Annotated in this window: 17 protein-coding genes; 14 read left to right on the forward strand and 3 right to left on the reverse strand. The window is 68.8% G+C overall.

What is annotated here, in order from left to right; genetic code table 11:
* On the reverse strand, positions 1 to 1,492 hold a 1,492-nt coding region (locus FMQ63_RS16265; protein WP_228556435.1), incomplete at its 3' end, for a putative Ig domain-containing protein.
* Positions 1,493 to 1,708: 216 nt separating this feature from the next.
* On the opposite strand from FMQ63_RS16265, the gene FMQ63_RS16270 reads away from it, so the two are divergent.
* From FMQ63_RS16270 to FMQ63_RS16290, 5 genes are all read left to right on the forward strand, one after another.
* Positions 1,709 to 2,218: a transcriptional regulator gene (locus FMQ63_RS16270; protein ID WP_225909578.1), complete on the forward strand. Its 510-nt coding sequence runs from the start codon at positions 1,709 to 1,711 to the stop codon at positions 2,216 to 2,218.
* Positions 2,219 to 2,310: 92 nt separating this feature from the next.
* A complete protein-coding gene (gene grpE, locus FMQ63_RS16275) occupies positions 2,311 to 3,192 on the forward strand; it encodes a nucleotide exchange factor GrpE (protein WP_020478204.1) in 882 nt (293 codons plus the stop codon).
* 5 nt (positions 3,193 to 3,197) lie between these two features.
* Entirely contained in the window at positions 3,198 to 5,021 is a 1,824-nt protein-coding gene (dnaK, locus tag FMQ63_RS16280) for a molecular chaperone DnaK (protein ID WP_011556596.1), read from the forward strand.
* A 70-nt stretch (positions 5,022 to 5,091) separates the two neighbouring features.
* Positions 5,092 to 5,388 carry a hypothetical protein gene (locus tag FMQ63_RS16285; protein ID WP_011556595.1) on the forward strand — a complete coding sequence of 99 codons (297 nt, stop codon included), beginning with the start codon at positions 5,092 to 5,094 and terminating at the stop codon, positions 5,386 to 5,388.
* A 119-nt stretch (positions 5,389 to 5,507) separates the two neighbouring features.
* Positions 5,508 to 6,941 carry a serine/threonine-protein kinase gene (locus FMQ63_RS16290; protein ID WP_216608709.1) on the forward strand — a complete coding sequence of 478 codons (1,434 nt, stop codon included), beginning with the start codon at positions 5,508 to 5,510 and terminating at the stop codon, positions 6,939 to 6,941.
* A gap of 58 nt (positions 6,942 to 6,999) precedes the next feature.
* Here FMQ63_RS16290 and FMQ63_RS16295 read toward each other — a convergent pair whose 3' ends face one another.
* A complete protein-coding gene (locus FMQ63_RS16295; RefSeq protein ID WP_171452233.1) occupies positions 7,000 to 7,905 on the reverse strand; it encodes a YsnF/AvaK domain-containing protein in 906 nt (301 codons plus the stop codon).
* Between the two features lie 338 nt (positions 7,906 to 8,243).
* Between FMQ63_RS16295 and FMQ63_RS16300 the strand changes: the two genes are divergently transcribed.
* The 9 genes from FMQ63_RS16300 to FMQ63_RS16340 all read left to right on the forward strand — a co-directional run bounded on the left by FMQ63_RS16300 (position 8,244) and on the right by FMQ63_RS16340 (position 16,096).
* On the forward strand, positions 8,244 to 8,630 hold the full coding sequence (locus FMQ63_RS16300; RefSeq protein ID WP_216608708.1) for a hypothetical protein: 387 nt from the start codon (positions 8,244 to 8,246) through the stop codon (positions 8,628 to 8,630).
* Between the two features lie 34 nt (positions 8,631 to 8,664).
* A complete protein-coding gene (locus tag FMQ63_RS16305; RefSeq protein WP_225909577.1) occupies positions 8,665 to 9,384 on the forward strand; it encodes a YsnF/AvaK domain-containing protein in 720 nt (239 codons plus the stop codon).
* Positions 9,385 to 9,507: 123 nt separating this feature from the next.
* Complete coding sequence (locus FMQ63_RS16310) at positions 9,508 to 10,713, forward strand: ABC transporter substrate-binding protein (protein WP_011556590.1); 1,206 nt, start codon at positions 9,508 to 9,510, stop codon at positions 10,711 to 10,713.
* Positions 10,713 to 11,633: a branched-chain amino acid ABC transporter permease gene (locus FMQ63_RS16315; protein ID WP_011556589.1), complete on the forward strand. Its 921-nt coding sequence runs from the start codon at positions 10,713 to 10,715 to the stop codon at positions 11,631 to 11,633. Before FMQ63_RS16310 ends, FMQ63_RS16315 begins: the two co-directional genes overlap by 1 nt.
* Positions 11,633 to 12,697, forward strand: a complete 1,065-nt coding sequence (locus tag FMQ63_RS16320; protein WP_020478201.1) for a branched-chain amino acid ABC transporter permease — start codon at positions 11,633 to 11,635, stop codon at positions 12,695 to 12,697. The genes FMQ63_RS16315 and FMQ63_RS16320 overlap by 1 nt, the downstream gene beginning before the upstream one ends.
* Positions 12,694 to 13,578 carry an ABC transporter ATP-binding protein gene (locus tag FMQ63_RS16325; RefSeq protein WP_011556587.1) on the forward strand — a complete coding sequence of 295 codons (885 nt, stop codon included), beginning with the start codon at positions 12,694 to 12,696 and terminating at the stop codon, positions 13,576 to 13,578. The genes FMQ63_RS16320 and FMQ63_RS16325 overlap by 4 nt, the downstream gene beginning before the upstream one ends.
* Positions 13,575 to 14,330, forward strand: coding sequence for an ABC transporter ATP-binding protein (locus tag FMQ63_RS16330; protein ID WP_020478199.1), 756 nt, complete (start codon positions 13,575 to 13,577; stop codon positions 14,328 to 14,330). The genes FMQ63_RS16325 and FMQ63_RS16330 overlap by 4 nt, the downstream gene beginning before the upstream one ends.
* Positions 14,331 to 14,481: 151 nt before the next feature.
* Positions 14,482 to 15,228 carry a hypothetical protein gene (locus FMQ63_RS16335; protein WP_043611845.1) on the forward strand — a complete coding sequence of 249 codons (747 nt, stop codon included), beginning with the start codon at positions 14,482 to 14,484 and terminating at the stop codon, positions 15,226 to 15,228.
* Positions 15,229 to 15,328: 100 nt separating this feature from the next.
* On the forward strand, positions 15,329 to 16,096 hold the full coding sequence (locus FMQ63_RS16340; RefSeq protein ID WP_011556584.1) for a methyltransferase domain-containing protein: 768 nt from the start codon (positions 15,329 to 15,331) through the stop codon (positions 16,094 to 16,096).
* Positions 16,097 to 16,102: 6 nt separating this feature from the next.
* Here FMQ63_RS16340 and FMQ63_RS16345 read toward each other — a convergent pair whose 3' ends face one another.
* Entirely contained in the window at positions 16,103 to 18,166 is a 2,064-nt protein-coding gene (locus tag FMQ63_RS16345) for a putative metal-binding motif-containing protein (protein ID WP_011556583.1), read from the reverse strand.
* Between the last annotated feature and the right edge of the window lie 51 nt (positions 18,167 to 18,217).

Raw genomic sequence — 18,217 nt, forward strand, 5'->3', positions numbered from 1 at the left:
TCCCCGTTCCCCCGCCTCCCGCATTGCCGAAGTTGAAGCGGCTGATGATGGGGTAGTGGTCGGACGTGTTGTCCCGGTAGCCCGTGATGCTCGGTCGGATCACCTGGGTCGAGTTGGGGACGTAGCTGGCCCAGAGTTCGTTGGTGACGAGCTGATGGTCGATGAACGTGCTGCGGCTCACCGTGCTGCCAATGCCTGCCTCGGACAGGGCCTGGGTGGTGAATCTGTAGTTGGCTGAGTCGCTCACGAAGTTGCGGTACGGCGTGTCGTACTTCACCCCAGTGCTGGGATTGGTCGCGATGGACACATCCACGTCGTCATTCCAGTCACCCACCACCATGGCCCGCTGTGTGGGCAGGCGAAGGTCCACGTAGTCCTTGATCCACCCGGAGGCCGACAGGCGCCGCGCGTATTCGTCCGGACCGGCGAACGCCTTCATGTGGATGACCAACGCCGTCACGTCCACGCTGGCACCACCGCGCTGGATGCGCAGGTCCACGCGCAGCGGAGGGCGCCCGCCGAAGTCGTACTCGTGGTTCCCCAGCACCACGTCCGCCCGCAGCACCTGCACCACGTCCGACTTGAACAGCACGCCCACCTTCTGTTCGTTGGCCGAGTAGTCGCTCGTTCCCGACGACACCCGCGAGCTGTCATCCGCCAGGAAGCCGTCGTAGCCCGGCAGCCGCGCCTTCAGCTCGTTGAACTGCGCCGTGCTGACAATCTCCGCCAGCCCCCAGAAGTCCACGCCCGCGTCGGCGATGACGGCCTGGGCATTGGTCAACTGCAACAGCTCGTCGTTGGGCCCATTGAGCGGGTCCCCGAACCACTCGATGTTCCAGTTCCCCACCGACAGCGGGAAGCTCCCATCCGGCGCTCCCCCGTCCGGCGTCTGCCCGGGACCCACCACTTCCAGCCCCAACTGGACCTCGGCCTCGGCGCCGTGGGCGTCGTGGACCCGCAGGGTGATGGGATAGGTCCCCTGTCCCTGGGCCTGCCCCGTCAGCAATCCTTCGGGGCTCAACGCGATGCCCGTGGGCAGCGAGCCCGCCACCAACTCCCATTGAAGGGGAGGGCGCCCACCGGTGGCGACCAGGACGTGCTCGTAGTTGTCCCCCGCCGTGGCGGCGGGGAGCCCGTCACTGGTGACCTCAGGGCGTGGATAGATTTTCAGCGCGTACGTGCGCACGTTCTCCAGGCCGTCCGCGTCCCGCACCGTCACGGTGATGGAGAAGTCACCGGCCTCGCTGCCCGGGCCCAGCAGCCGCCCCTCTCCCGTATAGAAGGAGAAACCCGCCGGCGGCGGTGACACCGTGTAGCGCAGGGGCGGCTCGCCCCCGGACGCGGTGAACATGGCTTCGTAGGCAAGGCCCACCGTCGTCGGAGACAGCTCGACCGCGGGCAGACGGGGCGCTCCGGAGGTTCCACGTCCATCGGAGCAGGCGCACAGCAGGGTGAGGACGGCGAGCATCCCCGCCATTCGGAAAAGCGGCATGTCGGCGGGCTCCAGCGCGGGCCTCGAGGAGTGGGGCACGCGACGCGCCCACTCTAGCCTCGACGGACGCCCGCATGCACGAGGCGCGTGGCACGAAAGGCAATGGCCGCCGACATCGTTCGTGTTTCAAGCAAGCGCTGGAAGGTTTTGCGCTCCGGGCAGCCGTGGAGTGGAATGGTTTTCGGGGGGATGACTGCCCCATGGAGGAGACAGCACATGGCCAGCAAGTGGGACAAGCAGCTGATGGACTTCCTCAAGCGCACCGGTGACGAGCTCAAGCGCACCACCGATGACCTGCGCGGCGAGGCTGAGCGCCTCCTCAAGGAAGTGAAGGACCCTCAGAACCAGGCCAAGGTGAAGGAAGGCCTGGAGCAGCTGCGCACCTGGGCCGCCAGCACCAGCAAGGTGGCGGCGGAGAAGATTGAAGTCGCTGTGCGTCAGGTCGAGGGCGCCGTCGAGCGCGCCTTCACGAACGAGGAGGGCGGCGAGCGGACCCCTCCCTCGCGCCCCGCCAAGGCGCCAGCCGAGCCCGCGGCCGAGGCCAAGGCCCCCAAGGCCAGCGCCTCCCGCCCCGCCGCGAAGAAGGCCGGGGGAAAGTCCATTGGCCGCAAGAAGCCCGCCGCCAAGGGCGCCGCCACGAAGACGGCGAAGAAGGCTGTTTCGGGTTCCAAGAAGACGATTGGCCGGCCCAAGAAGCCCGTCGCCAAGACCACCGCCGGAGCGTGAAGTTCCGCTGGGTGTGAAGCCTGCCTGCCCGGGGGCAGGCCGGTTTCCTTTGTCCTTCTCGCCATTTGGAAGGTCCCGCGGCGCGTGAGATAGTGCGCGCCGTGGCCGGCTCGAACGACAAGAGCAGAATCCAGACAGACATCGGGCAGGACGTCATTGACGCGGCGGTTCGCAGCGTCGAGCGTCACATGGACGAAGAGGACGAGGTGACCGTCATCGAGGTGGAGGCTTCAGGCCCGTCCACCCCGGTGGAGGCCGAAGCGTCCGCGTCCCCCGCCGACACGACTTCTCCGCCGTCTGACGCCGAGGCGACCCCGTCCGAGGACGTGGCGGCGCTCCGCCAGGAGGTGGAGTCCCTCAAGGCCCAGCTCGAATTCAGCCAGGCCAAGGGGCGCGAGACGATGGAGCGCCTGCGCGAGGCCCACGAGCGTGCGAAGGAGGCGCAGGAGCGCACCGTGCGTCACGCCGCGGACCTGGAGAACTACCGCAAGCGCGCGCAGAAGGAGAAGGAGGAGGTCCAGCGCTTCGGCTCGGAGAAGCTGCTCAAGGACCTGCTCCCGGTGATGGACAACCTGGACCGCGCGATTGACGCCGCGGCCAAGTCGCCGGACCTGGACAGCTTCGAGAAGGGCGTGGCCATGACGCGCAAGTCCTTCGAGGACGCGCTGGGCCGCCACGGGGTGAAGGGCTTCAGCGCCAAGGGGCAGGTGTTCGACCCGCGCGTGCACGAGGCCATCCAGCAGGTGGAGACGGCGGACGTCCCCGCCGGCCACGTTGCCTACGAAGTCGTGCGCGGCTTCTACCTCAATGAACGGCTGGTGCGTCCGGCCATGGTCGTCGTCGCGCGTGCACCCGCCGAGCCTGTGGCCGCCGCGGAGCCGCCGGCCGTCGCCGAGCCCGCCACCGCCACGACCGACACCGAGGCGCCCGCCGCGCCCGCGCAGTCCGAGAACTCTTCCGGGGGGAGTCAGTAACCAACATGGGCAAGGTGATTGGAATCGACCTTGGGACGACCAACTCGTGCGTCGCCGTCATGGAGGGCGGCGAGCCGGTGGTCATCCCCAACAGCGAAGGCAGCCGGACCACGCCTTCCATGGTGGGCTTCACTGACTCCGGCGAGCGCCTGGTGGGGCAGATTGCCAAGCGGCAGGCCATCACCAACCCGGAGAACACCGTCTTCGCGGCGAAGCGGCTCATCGGCCGCAAGTTCGACTCGCCCGAAGGCAAGAAGGCCATTGGCGTGTCGCCCTTCAAGGTGGCCTCCAGCCCCAACGGCGACGCGTGGGTGGAGATTCGCGGCAAGGGCTACAGCCCGCCGGAGGTCTCCGCCATCGTCCTGATGAAGATGAAGCAGACGGCGGAGGACTATCTCGGTGAGCAGGTCTCCGAGGCGGTCATCACCGTCCCCGCCTACTTCAACGACAGCCAGCGTCAGGCCACCAAGGACGCCGGCCGCATCGCCGGGCTCAGTGTCCTGCGCATCATCAACGAGCCCACCGCCGCGGCCCTGGCCTACGGCCTGGACAAGGTGCAGGACGGTGGCACCGAGCGCATCGCCGTCTACGACCTGGGCGGCGGCACCTTCGATATCTCCATCCTGGAGCTGAACGCCGGCGTGTTCGAAGTGAAGAGCACCAACGGCGACACGTTCCTGGGCGGCGAGGACTTCGACCAGCGCCTCATCGACTACCTGGCCAAGCGCTTCGCGGAATCCAACAACGGGCTGGACCTGCGCAAGGACCGCATGGCGCTGCAGCGCCTGAAGGAAGCCGCCGAGCGCGCCAAGCACGAGCTGTCCAGCGCGCCCGAGACGGAGGTGAACCTGCCGTTCATCACCGCCGATGCCTCCGGTCCCAAGCACCTCACGGAGACCGTGGACCGCGCCACCTTCGAGGCGCTGGTGACGGACCTCATCGACCGCACCATCGAGCCGTGCCGGATTGCCCTGAAGGACGCGGGCATTCCCGCGCAGCAGATCAACCAGGTGCTGCTGGTGGGCGGCATGACGCGCATGCCGCGCGTGCAGCAGAAGGTGAAGGAGTTCTTCGGCAGGGAGCCTCACAAGGGCATCAACCCGGACGAGGTCGTCGCCGTGGGCGCGGCCATCCAGGGCGGTGTGCTCAAGGGCGAGGTGAAGGACGTCCTCCTGCTGGACGTGACGCCGCTGTCGCTCGGTGTCGAGACGGCCGGCGGTGTCTTCACGAAAATCATCGACAAGAACACCACCATCCCCTGCAAGAAGAGCCAGGTGTTCTCCACCGCCGTGGACAACCAGCCGCTGGTGAGCGTGCACGTGCTCCAGGGCGAGCGTGAGATGGCGGCGGACAACAAGACGCTGGCGCGCTTCGAACTGGTGGGCATTCCCCCGGCGCCGCGCGGCGTGCCGCAAATCGAGGTGTCGTTCGACATCGACGCCAACGGCATCGTCCACGTCAGCGCCAAGGACCTGGGCACCGGCAAGGTTCAGCAGGTGCGCGTGGTGAGCAACTCCGGCCTGTCCGAGGCGGAAATCCAGGCGATGATTTCCGACGCCCAGTCGCACGCCTCCGACGACAAGAAGAAGAAGGAGCTGGCGGAGCTGCGCAACAACGCCGACGGCCTCATCTACACGACGGAGAAGAGCCTGGAGGAGTACGCGAGCCTCCTGTCGGAGAAGGACCGCGAGGAAATCAAGGCGGACCTGGAGCGCCTCAAGGAGGTGCTCAACACCTCCGACGCGGCGGTGCTCAAGGAATCCTTCCAGCGCCTGGAAGGCAGCGCCTACCGCATCGCGGACGCCATCTACACGGGCCAGGCGAGCTGAACGCTCGCAATCGCCTCCGCGCTCCAGCGTAGACTGCCTGCCGCGCAGTCAGTCCCCCTGGAGCGCATACATGGACGTCACCGAAGGCATCGTCATCTCCCTCATCACCGCCATGGTGGTGGGGGTGCCCCTGTTCGGGCTCACGCTTCGCTTCTCCCTCAAGCCCCTGGTGGAAGCCTTCATCCGGCTGAAGGAAACCCAGCACGGCGGCATGGAGGTGCGGCTGCTCCGCGAGCGCATCGCGCACCTGGAGCGCGTGCTGGAGGCGCACGGCCTCATGGATGACCACCTGTCCCTGTCCCTTCGCCCCGGCGCGCCCGAGCGCCTTCCGGCCGTGGCGCCGCTGAAGGATCGGGAGCGCGTGTAGTCGTCCCGGCGGCTCAGGGTTTCGTGAAAAGGGCGTCCCGGGTATTGAATGGGCCCGTGGATTTTCCCTCTTTAGAGGAAGAGGTCGTTTTTCTCCGGGGTCTGGTCTCCGTGCATCGGATGGCCGACGTCATCCTGGAGGACTGCCTGGAGCGGGGCCTGTCCCTGGACTCCGGGCTCGACGTGTTTCTCACGCAGTGTGCCCGGCTGGTGCATGCGCGCGCGGGCTTCGTGTCCCTGCGAGGGACGCGAGGCCCAGTGCTGACGCGGGTGCTGGGCGAGCCCGGGGTGGACGTCCTGGAGGCGGCGCACTGGCAAGGTGTCCGCAAGCTGGATGACGGCCGGACGCTCTTCTGCACGCGGCTGGCCCTGGGCAGCCTGGAGCTGGGGGGCCTGGGGCTGGTGGTGGAGGGCGCCTTCGACGGCGGCGGCGGGCTGGTGATGCAGCTGGTGGAGGCCATTGGCGAGCAGCTCGACAGCGCCGTGCTGGGCTTCCTCGCGCTGACGGACGGCAAGGGCGCGCTGGAGCGACTGGACGCGCTCAGCGGGGAGCCGCCTGCGGCCTCGCGGGGCCACATTGGCCGCTATGAGGTGGTGACGCCCCTGGGCACCGGGGGCATGGCGCAGGTGCTGGTGGCGCGGACCCGAGGCCCGGAGGGCCTGGGGCGGCTGGTGGCCCTCAAGCGCATCCTCCCGCACCTGTCCTCGGACCCTTCCATCGTCCAGCAGTTCCTGGACGAGGCCCGCATCGGCCTGCGGCTCTCCCACCCCAACCTGGTGCACTTCTACGACTTCGGCGAGGCGGAGGGCGCGTACTACATCGCCATGGAGTTGGTGCGCGGCGTGGACCTGGAGCGGCTCCTCCGCGCGGCCAAGGGCCCGCTGGAGACGGCGCACGCGGTGGCCATGGTGTGCCAGGGCCTGGCGGGGCTGCATGCGGCGCACGTGCTGCAGGGCGAGGACGGCGCGCCGCTCGAGCTGGTGCACCGGGATTTGTCCCCGCACAACCTCATGGTGGGGTTCGACGGGCGGGTGAAGGTGCTGGACTTCGGGGTGGCCAAGGCCCGCGCCCAGCGCACGGTGACGCTGCCGGGCATCGTGAAGGGCAAGCCGCTGTACATGTCCCCCGAGCAGGCGCGCGGCATGCGGCTGGATGCGCGCAGCGACCTGTTCGCCATGGGGCTCGTCCTCTACCAGTCGCTCATCGGCGCGCGGGCCTTCGAGAAACCCGAAGAACTGGCCACCATGCACGCCATCTGCGACGAGGCCCTTCCGCCGCGGCCTTCGCACATCTCCCGGGCGCTCTGGGACGTGCTGGAGACGGCACTGGCCAAGCGCCCCGAGGCACGCTTCGGCAGCGCGCGGGAGATGGCGGACCGGCTGGCGGATGCCTGCCGTCCGGCGAACGACTCGGAGCTGGTGCGGCTCATGGCGAAGCACTTCCCTGACCGGCATCGCGAGTTCATGCAGTTGGACCGCTCTGCCTCCGCGGGAGGGCGGGCCCTGGACGAAACGCCCATCATGCGACCGCGGCTCCGGAAGTCCTCACCCTGACGAAGCGGGGAGGAGACCCGGTCCCTCCCGGGAGGAGAGAGGGGCCGGGAAGGCGCGCTCAGTACCCGCGCTTGAGCGGGTCGTCGGAGGGCGCGTTCAGCGTACGCGCCCGCTCGTCGCTGCCCTCGGTGCGGATGTCCACCTCTTCCCGGCGTACGTGCTCGGAGATGTGGCGCTCCTCGTCCACCTCGTCCTTGTGGATGACGACCTCCTCGTCGACGACGGCGCGCTTCTGGACTTCGACTTCCTCGGCGCGCAGCGGGACGACGACGGTCTCCTCCTGGAACGAGGCATTCATCGCCGGGCGGCCCGGGCTCACGTCCCGGCGCTCCACGCGGACGCGCTCGCGGCGCACCGGCACGTCCATCTCCCGGTCCTCCTCCACCACGTCCTTGTGGACGCGGACCTCACCGGCCTGGACGTCCCGCTTGAGCACGTCCACCTCCTCCTTGTGCAGGGGGATGGTGATGTCCTCCTCGCGGCCGTGGATGTCCCGCGCGCCCACCGTGGTGTCCGTGGCTTTCAGTCCCGCGGTGTCCGTGTCCACGCCGGTGCCGTGGCGGGCGTCCGCGCCCAGGCGTGTGTCGTAGCCCGTGTCGTAGGTGCCCTTGCGGCCCACCGTGTCCGTGGTGGCGTCCATGCCCGTGCTGGCGCGGGCCGCGGCCTGGTCGGCGCCCAGTCCCACCGCGCCCGGACCCACGCCCGCGCCGCCACCCGTGCCGGCGACGGCGCCCGTGCGGTCCTCACCCGTCAGCCGGCTCAGCATCTCCTTGCCGTGGCTGAGGATGATTTCCGAGCCGTCGATGCGACTGATTTCCGAGTACCGGACCAGGTAGTCCTTCGGGAAGAAGAGGCCCTTCTCGATGTGGAATTCGCCGTCGCCGATGGCGAAGACCTTGCCGAGCTTCTCGCCGTCGATGCTGCGGACGACCATCCCTTCGTTGACGTCGCTGCGTTGGTACATGGCTGGCTCCTCGTGACCGGGGCGGGCTGACCTGCTGGCCACACCTTGGACCCCGGCGCTGGTGGAGGCCCCGCGTGCGAGCGCGAGGCCCTGGGGTTTCCACCCCGGTCATCATGGAAGGTGTGAGCGTTCGGTCTTGGTGTCAGGGGCCGAGGACGCAGTGCCAGTTGGCTTGGCACCGTGCCTGCCCGCCCGAACGCCCGCCTGTCCTTTCGCCTGCTCTGGCGACACCGCGCCGGCGGCCATGGTCCGGGGCTTCTCAGGGCGCGGCGGTCCACCCCATCTTCAAACGAGGTGCGTCCGGACCGCGTGCCGTGAGCACCCAACGGGAGACCGTCATGAGAAGCAGGCAGGGAACCTGGGAGCCGTGGCGCTGGAGTGACTCGTGGGTGGGCGGCGCGGCCGCGGGTGTGGGGGCGCACCTGGTGGTGCGTGGCATCCACCGGCTGCTCCGCCCGGACCTGCGAGGCCCCGTGGTGGGCGTGGCCTGCGCCTCCGGGATGCTGGGCGCCCTGGTGGCGGGCCGGCTCGCGCGCCATCGGCTCCGGCCGCTTCCTGGCCTGGCCCTGGTGCCCGCCCCGCCGCCCGCTGCCCGCGAGCCCGCGGCGCTGGAGACGGACACGGACCCGGAGCGCCCCAGCACGCCCCTGGAGCGGGTGCGCCGGCGCGGGCCGAATGGCCGGGAGCATCCCTGGAGCGAGCCCGGATTGCCCACGCTGGCGTGAGCCTCGAACCACACCACAGGAGAGGAGTCCTCCGATGCGCACGGACGTACGGGAAGGGATGCGGGTCTTCACGGCGGATGGGACCCGGTTGGGCACCGTGGTGGGGTGTGGCGGGGAGACCTTCGCCATCGAAGGAGGGCTGCTGCGGCTGAAGTCCTTCACCGCGCGCTACGGTGACGTGGTGGACGTGCGCGGAGAAGACGTGCACCTGGGGCTGACGCGGGACGAGGTGTCACCGGAGCACGACAGCCCGACGCAGGCGCGGTCAGGTCACCCCGAGTCCGTGCTCTCCGCCGGGTTCGCGACGCCCGGCGAACTCGTGGTGCCCCTGGCCCGCGAGGAGGCCCATCCTCACCTGGTGGTGCGCGAGGCGGGACAGGTGCGCATCCACAAGGTGGTGCGGACGGAGGTGCGGCACTTCTCCGTGCCCGTGCGCCGCGAGGAGCTGGTGGTGGAGCGGGTGTCCGAACAGACCGTGGACGCCGAGGGCCCGCCGGCGCCGGAGGCCATGGCCTCCGCCCGGCCGGTGCTGGAGGGGCTGGTACCCTTCGAGGCGGGCACCTTCGTCATCCCCCTGCGCGAGGAGCGGGTGGAGGTCACCAGGTCCGTGCATGTCTGGCAGGAGGTTGCGGTTTCCCGGTACACCGACGAGGTGCTCCGGCAGGTTCACGCCACCGTTCGGAAAGAGACGGCGGAGGTGGAGGAGCGGGGCGAGGTGCTCCACGACGGCCCGTTGGACGGGCTGCACTCCTGACTGACGCGCCGCACAGGGGGTGTGTGACGGGGGCTCGGGACGGCTGCACGCTTGACCCATGGAGAGGTGTCCCCTAGAAAACCAGGGCTTTGCCGTGTCAGTTTCCGAGAAGGGAAGCCCTGCATGCGACGACTTGCCCCGATGCTCCTCGCCGCGCTCGCCGTCATGGTGGCCGCTTGCGAGAAGAAGACGCAGCCAGCTCCTTCGGGTGAAGGAGGTACTCAGGCCGCGCAGGGGCAGGGGGCGGCGCCCGGGGGCGCTCCGGTGGACGCGAACACCATCCTGCTGGGCCAGGTGGGTTCGCTCACCGGTGGCCAGGCCACCTTCGGCATCTCCACGCGCAACGGCATCGAGCTGGCCCTCAAGGAGGCCAACGCCGCCGGCGGGGTGAAGGGCAAGAAGCTGTCCATCCGCGTCTACGACAACCAGAGCAAGCCCGAGGAGGCCGCCCAGGCCGCCACGCGGCTGATTACGCAGGACAAGGTCGCGCTCATCCTCGGGGACGTGGCGTCGTCCAACTCGCTGGCCATGGCGGAGAAGGCGCAGGCGGCGGGCGTGCCGATGATTACGCCGTCCTCCACCAACCCCACCGTCACCGACAAGGGTGACTACATCTTCCGCGTCTGCTTCATCGATCCGTTCCAGGGCTTCGTGATGGCGAAGTTCGCGCGGGAGAACCTGAAGCTGAACACGGTGGCGGTGCTCCAGGACAACAAGAGCGCGTACTCCATTGGCCTGGCGGACGTCTTCACGCGCAAGTTCACGGAGATGGGCGGCAAGGTGACGGCCGTGGAGAGCTACAGCCAGGGCGACACGGATTACCGCGCCCAGCTCACCGCCATCCGCAAGTCGCAGCCGGAAGGCATCTACGTGCCGGGCTACTACAGCGAGGTGGGCATCATCGCCCGCCAGGCGCGCGAGGTGGGCCTCAAGGTTCCGCTGATGGGCGGCGACGGCTGGGACTCCGAGAAGCTCTTCGAGCTGGGCGGCAGCGCCATCGAGGGCAGCTACTTCTCCAACCACTACTCGCCGGACAACCCGGATCCGCGCGTGCAGAAGTTCATCGCGGACTACAAGGCCGCGTACGGCGCGGTGCCGGACGCCCTGGCCGCGCTGGGCTACGATTCGGCCCGCGTGGCGGTGGACGCCCTGGAGCGCGCCAAGGACCTGAGCGGCCCGTCCGTGCGTGACGCCATTGCCCAGACGAAGGACTTCCCGGGCGTGGCGGGCACCGTGACACTGGATGCCCAGCGCAATGCCGTGAAGTCCGCCGTCGTCCTCAAGGTCGAGGATGGCAAGACGCAGTACGTCACGACCATCAATCCCTAATGGCGCAGCTCCTCCAGCACCTCATCAACGGCCTGGCCGCCGGCACCATCTACGCGCTCGTCGCGCTTGGCTACACGATGGTGTACGGCGTCCTGAAGCTCATCAACTTCGCCCACGGCGACGTCATGATGGTCGGCGTCTACATGGGCTACGCCACCGCGTTCGCGCTCGGGCGCGACATGCGCAGCTCCCTGCTGGGCGTGGCCGTCGTGTTCGCGGTGGCCATGCTGGGCTGCGCGCTGCTCGGGTTCCTCATCGAGCGCTTCGCGTACCGCCCCCTGCGGGAGAAGCCGCGCCTCACCGCGCTCATCACCGCCATCGGCATCTCCTTCGCGCTGTCCTACGGCTTCCAACTGGACCTCGGCTTCTTGCCGGGCGCGGCGCCGCGGGCCTTCCCGGAGGTCATCGAGCCGGTGGAGTGGCTCGTCATCGGTGACCGGGACGTGGTGGTGTGGAACTGGCAGGTCATCAGCTTCGGCATCGCCGTGGCGCTGATGGTGGGCCTGCAGTACCTGGTGTTCCGCACGCGCTTCGGCCGGGCCATGCGCGCGGTGTCCTGGGACCACCGCGTGGCGGCGCTGATGGGCATCCCCACCGACCGCGTCATCGCGCTGACGTTCATGCTGAGCAGCGCGCTGGCGGCGGGCGCCGGCCTGCTCTACGCCATCAAGGACACGTCGGTGAGCCCGCTGATGGGCCTGTACGTGGGCCTCAAGGCCTTCGTGGCGGCGGTGATTGGTGGCATCGGCCATGTGCCGGGCGCCGTGGTGGGCGGCCTGGTGCTGGGCCTGGTGGAGGAGTTCGTGGTGGGCTACGCGGCCAGCACCTGGCGTGACGCGGTGGCCTTCGGCTTCCTCATCCTGGTGCTGCTGGTGAAGCCGGGCGGCCTCTTCGGCCGCGTCGCCGCGGAGAAGGTCTGATGGAGACGCCGGCGATTCCCGCCCCCGAGGCCCGCTCCGCCGTCCCCGCGTCGCTGCGCGGCCTGCTGCCCGTGCTGCTGGCGCTGCCAGTGCTGGTGCTGTTCCAGTGGCTGATGAGCGACGCGCCCTTCGCCTCCTACCTGCTGTCGGTGGTGGGGGTGAACATCATCCTCGCGGTCAGCCTCAACATCGTGAACGGGATGACGGGGCAGTTCTCCATCGGCCATGCGGGCTTCATGGCGGTGGGGGCCTACATCTCCGGCGTCCTGTCGCTGAACCTCAAGGACGTGGCGCTCTCCTTCCTGCCGGTGGCGGTCAGCGACCAGGTGTTCTTCGTCGTGTCGCTGCTGGTGGGCGGCCTGGCGGCGGCGCTGTGCGGCTTCCTGGTGGGCCTGCCCTCGCTGCGGCTGCGCGGGGACTACCTGGCCATCGTCACGCTGGGCTTCGGCGAAATCATCCGCGTGGTGGTGCAGAACACGGACGCGTTCGGCCGGGCGCTGGGCCTGTCCGGCATCCCCCAGACGTCGTCGCCGGCCATGGTGTACTTCTTCGTGTTCCTCACGGTGCTGGTGGCCCGGCGCATCACCGGCTCCAGCCACGGCCGCAGCCTGTGGGCCATCCGCGAGGACGAGGTGGCCGCCGAGGCCATGGGCGTGGACACCACGGGCTACAAGGTCCGCGCCTTTGTCATCTCGTCGTTCTTCGCGGGCATCGCCGGCGCACTGTTTGCGCACTTCGTTCCCATCATCAACCCCGGCTCCTTCACCTTCGTGAAGTCGATGGAAATCGTCGTCATGGTGGTGCTGGGCGGCCTGGGCTCCACGACGGGCGCCATCGTCGCGGCCACGTTCCTCACGCTGCTGCCCGAAGGCATGCGCTCGCTGTTCACCCTGCTGGGGGCCGAAGGCAGCCTGGCGCAGAAGGTGGACCAGATTCGCATGCCCGTTTACGGCCTGCTGCTGGTGGCGCTGATGCTGGCGCGGCCCCAGGGCTTGTTCGGGACGAAGGAGATCTGGGACGTGCTGCCGCGGTGGATTCCGCGCAAGCGCAGGGGGCTGGCGTGAGCGCGGCCGTACAGGAGACGAAGGCGGAGGCCGGAGCGCCATTGCTCCAGGCGGACGGGGTGAGCATCCAGTTCGGCGGCCTCAAGGCGCTGACGGACTTCAACCTCTCCGTGCGGCAGGGCGACCTGCAGGGGCTCATCGGCCCCAACGGCGCCGGCAAGTCCACGGCGTTCAACGTGCTGACCGGCGTGTACCAGCCCACCCAGGGCGAGGTCCGCGTGGGCGGGCAGCGGGTGAACGGGTGGCTGCCGCATCAAATCAACCACCTGGGGCTGGCGCGCACCTTCCAGAACATCCGCCTGTTCCGCGCGCTCACCGCGTTGGACAACGTGAAGGTGGCGTGCCGGGCGCAAGGCGCGCTGCACCCTGAAGGCGTGGGGTTGGGCGCGAAGATGAAGGGCGCCTTCATCAACTACCGCGACTGGTGGCGCGCGCTGCTGCTGACGCCGCGCTTCCAGCAGGAGGAGCGGGAGTTGACGCAGCAGGCGGAGCACCTGCTGGAGGTCATGGGCCTGTCGCACCGCCGCGACGAGGAGGCTCGCAACCTGCCTTATGGTGAGCAGCGTCGGCTGGAAATCGCGCGCGCGCTGGGCACGCAGCCCAAGGTGCTGCTGCTGGACGAGCCCGCGGCGGGCATGAACACCCGTGAGAAGGCGGACCTGATGGTGCTCATCCGCAAGCTCCGGGACGACTTCAAGCTGGGGGTGCTCGTCATCGAGCACGACATGAAGCTGGTCATGGGCATCTGCGAATGCATCACCGTGCTGGACCACGGCGAGACGATTGCCCGGGGCGCGCCGGCGCAGGTGCGCAGCGACCGGAAGGTTATCGAGGCGTACCTGGGCGACAGCTATCTGGAGAGCCAGGGAGGGGCGGCGTGAGCGACGCGCAGGTGAAGACGCTGGGGGAGCGCCAGGCCTTCCCGCCGCTGCTGTCGGTGGACGGCATCAAGGTGCACTACGGCGCCATCCAGGCGCTGAAGGGTGTGTCGCTGACGGTGGGCAAGGGCGAGGTGGTGGCCCTCATCGGCGCCAACGGTGCGGGCAAGACGAGCACCCTGCGCGCGGTGAGCGGCATGCTCAAGCCCAGCGCCGGACGCATCCAGTTCAACGGGCACGACACCACGAGCATGAAGGCGCACCAGTTGGTGCCGCGCGGCATGGCGCACGCGCCGGAAGGCCGGGGCGTGTTCCCCAACATGTCCGTCCAGGAGAACCTGGAGCTGGGCGCGTACCTGCGCACGGACACCTCCGGCATCCAGCAGGACCTGGAGAAGAGCTTCACGCTCTTCCCGGTGCTCAAGGAGCGTCGCAAGCAGATGGCCGGGACGCTGTCGGGCGGCGAGCAGCAGATGCTGGCCATTGCTCGCGCGCTGCTGAGCAAGCCGCAGTTGCTGCTGTTGGATGAGCCTTCGCTGGGGCTGGCTCCGCAGGTGACGGAGGCCATCTTCCGCACCCTGCGCGAGGTGAATGCCACGGGCGTGAGCGTGCTGTTGGTGGAGCAGAACGCCCATCTGGCGCTCAACGCCGCGCACTACGGCTATGTGTTGGAGACGGGCGAGGTCGTGATGGCGGGGCCGGGCAAGGCGCTCCTGGAGAGCGCGGAGGTCCGGCGTGCGTATCTCGGCGAGTAGTGGAGGGTGCTACGTCCTCTCGCCGACGCTCCGGTAGAGTCCGGCGCGCAATGAAACTGGCTCCCCTCCCAAAGTCGGGTAGTCAGCAACCAGGAAGTTCGTCTAGCGTCCGTCGACGCACTGCGTTCAACCACACTCAGGAAGTGTGCCCATGTCCCCGTTGTCCCGTCTTGTCGCCAGCCTCGCCACCCTGTCGCTGATTGCCGCCGCGTGCGCCGGTCAGCAGAAGCCCGATAACCGGGAAGCCTCCTCGACCATCGAGGAGGTCGCCAACGAGGGTGGAGAGGAGACCCCCACCGTCGCGTTCAACGTCCTGGATGCTCCCGAGGGCTTCACCGTGAAGCTGCCGGGGCCCCCGCCGCAGGCGCAGCGCAGCGAGGCCGCCCTGCCGAAGCGGACGGACAAGGCCACGCTCGTCACGTACGCGGCCAATGAGGGCGGTGTCAGCTACATCGTCAACGCGGTGGACTACCCGGAGGCGTTCGTCGCCACGGTGCCCGCCGAGGCGCTCATCAACGGCGGCATCCAGGGCATTGCCGGGCAGGTGGGTGGCGAGCTGAAGAGCTCCGAGGACATCACCCTGGATGGCTACCCGGGCAAGGCGTACATGCTGGCGTCGCCCAGCGGCGAGGTGAAGGGCCGCAGCTTCCTGGTGGGGCCGCGCGTCTACAACCTCATCACCGTCTACAACGCGGGCATCGGCGCGCCGGGTGCGGACGAGTTCCTCACCTCGCTCACGCTGGTGAACCCGCCGCCGAAGATTGAGATCCCGGAGGCCGACGCGGGCACGGACGCCGGGACGGCCGGTGCGGCCGACGGCACCGCGGCCGCCGTGGAGGGTGGCGAGGACGCTGGGAGCGCGCCGGACGCGGGCGCCCGTCGCCGCCGCGCCAAGTAGACCGTTGTCCCTGGGACACGCTTCCTTCCTGGGGAGCGTGTCCCGCGATGCCGCGCTGAAGGACCCTGGGCGTTAGGCTCTCCCGTGACAGGAGGCCGCCATGTGGGACCCGGCGCAGTACTCACGCTTTCGCGACGAGCGAAAGCGTCCCTTTTTCGATTTGCTGTCGCGGGTGGACGCGGCGTCGCCCTCCCAGGTCGCGGACCTGGGGTGTGGCACCGGGGACCTCACGCGCGTGTTGGCCGAGCGCTGGCCGTCCGCCCAGGTGTCCGGTGTGGATGCGTCCTCGGAGATGATTGAGGCGGCCCGTCGCGGTGCGCCCGTGGGCTCGGTGCGCTTCGAGGTGGCGGACCTCGCGGACTGGGCGCCCTCCGCGCCGCTGGACGTGCTCGTGTCCAATGCGGCGCTGCATTGGCTGCCGGACCATGAGGTGTTGCTCGGGCGGTTGGTGGCGAAGCTGGCGCCCGGCGGGGTGCTGGCCTTCCAGGTGCCGGCCAACTTCGATGCGCCTTCGCATCGGCGTGTCGACGAGGTGCGAGCCTTGCCACGCTTCGCTTCTGTCCTGGCGCCCGTGCGGCGCAGGCCGGTGGAGTCCCTGCCTGTGTACGCGTCCTGGCTGTTCGGCCTGGGGCTGACGGTGGAGGCCTGGGAGACGACGTACCTGCACGTGCTCCCGGGCGAGGACGCGGTGCTGGAGTGGCTGCTGGGGACGACGCTGCGGCCCGTGCTCGCGGCGCTCGGGGAGGAGGAGGCGCGCGCCTTCGTTGAGACGCTGCGCCCGTTGCTGCGCGAGTCCTATCCCGCGCAGCCGTACGGGACGCCGTTCCCGTTCACCCGCCGCTTCGTGGTGGCGCGGCGGGTGGCGTGAGCCGGTTTACTGGGGCCAGTGGAGAATCTTGCCGTTGTCGCCCGCCACCCAGAGGTCCGCGGGACTGGTGCCGGCGATGTCGTTGAAGGCAAAGGCAGAGTTGTCGAAGAGGATCTGCCACCCCGTGCCGTCGTACCGGTAAATGCGACCGCTCTTCGCGGTGACGTAGACGGACCTGGCACCAAAGGCGACGACAGAAGTCAGCGTCTCACTGTTTGTGTTGGGGAAGGGCATCCTGCTCCAGGTGCTTCCGTTCCACTGGAGGACGGTGTTCGCACCGCCCATTCTTTCGCCCACGGCGAAGGCGACCTTGTCGTTCACTACCCAGACGCCGCGGAGGCGGCCCATGCCTGGGATGGAGGTTTCCACGCTTTCTGATTGCCACTGCCCGGAGGAGGGGTTGAACCGGTGGATGCGTCCCCTGTTGCCTCCATTGTCGGTGCCGCCTACCGCGAACATCACTGCACGGGAACGGCCGTGGATGTCGAATAGCGGCGCGACTGCTGCGGGGCCGAAGCTCAACGCGCTGGGGCCGATACCTCCAGTCCACTTGAACGTCAGTCCCTGATTTACCGTTCCGGAGTTCTGGGTGACTCCATGAAGCTCCAGGGTTCCTTCGTGTCGGAAACCGACGAGCCCTTGTGTAGAGCGGACCAGGTTGCCGTGGGTTTCGGTGCACGCAACCTGAGATCTGTCCACGAACGAGAGGTGGCCTCCGGAGGAGCCGAGATAGCCGCGGCCCTGGTTGGCCATGTCCGCCCAGACGGCGTTCCAGCCTCTGCTGAGGTCGCCGCAATTGGTCGCGTTGGTCTGGAATGTGGTTGAGCCCACGGTGAGTATCGCGACGCCTCCCTGATTGCCCACGACAGTCACATCACCGGGGACCTCAGTGAAGATGGAGCGCCACTCCTGATCCATTGCGCCCACGTCCTGCGCTACCCAGTTGGCACCGCCGCTCGGGCAGACCTCGGGGCCTTCGACATTCCCGTCGCAGTTGTTGTCCAGGCCGTCGCACAGCTCCGTCGCGCCAGGGTAGGTGAACGGGTTTCCGTCATTGCAGTCACCACCAGCCTGGACGTAGCCCGCGCCGGGCGAGACGCAGGACGTCACGGCCGTGCCATCACCAAAGGTGTCTCCGTCGCCGTCCAAGAACCAGTCGTTGGGCGTCGTCGTGGCCTGGCAGGTGGTGGCGATGCCCGAGGCGTCGCAGACGTAGACGCCGGCACACTGGGCCTCCGCGGTGCACGCCGTGCCGAGGTCGGTGAACGTCTCGTCAATCTCGTCGTTGCAGTTGTCGTCGACGCCGTTGCAGAGCTCCGTCGCACCTGGCCGGATGCTGGCGTTGTTGTCGTTGCAGTCGCTCGCGGGACCCGTGACATAGCCCTGCGGGATACCGGCGCAGAAGGCGACGGGAGCGGCGTTCCGGTCGCCGTGTCCGTCCTGGTCCACGTCAGGATAGGCATACACAGCCAGCGGCATGTTGCAGAGGACCTCGCCGTTCCCACCGCACGCACGGACGCCCTCGCAGCCTTCGCCCTCCGTGCAGCTCTGGCCCAGGCGCAGCTCCACCGTGTCCGACTGCCCGTTGCAGTTGTCGTCGACGTCGTTGCAGAGCTCCGTCGCGCCCGGGTGGATGTCCGGGTTGTTGTCTTGGCAGTCCGTGCCGCCCGTGAGCACGGAGACGTACCCGTCGCCGTCCCCATCCGTGGCCTGGAGGGACAGGGCCACCGGGACGGGGGTTCCTGGCGTCAGCGTCACCGACGTGGACCGCGTCACCACGGGGCTCGCAGCCTCACATGTCTGCTCGAAGGCGCGCGCCTCCACCTGGATGGTCGAGCCCCAGCCGCTGGGCGCAATCACCGCGACCGTCAGCGAGCCTCCGGTGCGCTCGCCCTTGCCGGCAACGGTGGTGGAGAGCTCCTTGCCGCTGCCCTCGTCGCGTGCGTTCACCTGCACGCAGCCAGGCAGAAAGCCCGAGTAGTCCACCGTGACTTTGGCCGCGCCAGGGCTTTCGTCCTTCTTACAACTGGCCAGCGCGAGGAGAGGGAGAAGCACCAGAACGCGTCGCATGCGGACATTCTATCGCGTCCGTGCCCCGCCGCTGCATCCTCTCGAGCCCGC

Origin of the sequence: Myxococcus sp. CA005 (assembly GCF_006518205.1) — a bacterium.
Lineage (GTDB): Bacteria > Myxococcota > Myxococcia > Myxococcales > Myxococcaceae > Myxococcus > Myxococcus xanthus.

Excerpts from the sequence above, each read along its gene's own strand:
- FMQ63_RS16335 (WP_043611845.1), top strand. The coding sequence starts at position 14,482 with ATGTCCCCGTTGTCCCGTCTTGTCGCCAGCCTCGCCACCCTGTCGCTG.
- FMQ63_RS16285 (WP_011556595.1), top strand. The coding sequence starts at position 5,092 with ATGGACGTCACCGAAGGCATCGTCATCTCCCTCATCACCGCCATGGTG.
- FMQ63_RS16345 (WP_011556583.1), bottom strand. The coding sequence starts at position 18,166 with ATGCGACGCGTTCTGGTGCTTCTCCCTCTCCTCGCGCTGGCCAGTTGT.
- FMQ63_RS16290 (WP_216608709.1), top strand. The coding sequence starts at position 5,508 with ATGGCCGACGTCATCCTGGAGGACTGCCTGGAGCGGGGCCTGTCCCTG.
- FMQ63_RS16300 (WP_216608708.1), top strand. The coding sequence starts at position 8,244 with ATGAGAAGCAGGCAGGGAACCTGGGAGCCGTGGCGCTGGAGTGACTCG.
- FMQ63_RS16310 (WP_011556590.1), top strand. The coding sequence starts at position 9,508 with ATGCGACGACTTGCCCCGATGCTCCTCGCCGCGCTCGCCGTCATGGTG.
- FMQ63_RS16295 (WP_171452233.1), bottom strand. The coding sequence starts at position 7,905 with ATGTACCAACGCAGCGACGTCAACGAAGGGATGGTCGTCCGCAGCATC.
- FMQ63_RS16305 (WP_225909577.1), top strand. The coding sequence starts at position 8,665 with ATGCGCACGGACGTACGGGAAGGGATGCGGGTCTTCACGGCGGATGGG.
- FMQ63_RS16270 (WP_225909578.1), top strand. The coding sequence starts at position 1,709 with ATGGCCAGCAAGTGGGACAAGCAGCTGATGGACTTCCTCAAGCGCACC.
- FMQ63_RS16315 (WP_011556589.1), top strand. The coding sequence starts at position 10,713 with ATGGCGCAGCTCCTCCAGCACCTCATCAACGGCCTGGCCGCCGGCACC.
- dnaK (WP_011556596.1), top strand. The coding sequence starts at position 3,198 with ATGGGCAAGGTGATTGGAATCGACCTTGGGACGACCAACTCGTGCGTC.
- FMQ63_RS16320 (WP_020478201.1), top strand. The coding sequence starts at position 11,633 with ATGGAGACGCCGGCGATTCCCGCCCCCGAGGCCCGCTCCGCCGTCCCC.
- FMQ63_RS16340 (WP_011556584.1), top strand. The coding sequence starts at position 15,329 with ATGTGGGACCCGGCGCAGTACTCACGCTTTCGCGACGAGCGAAAGCGT.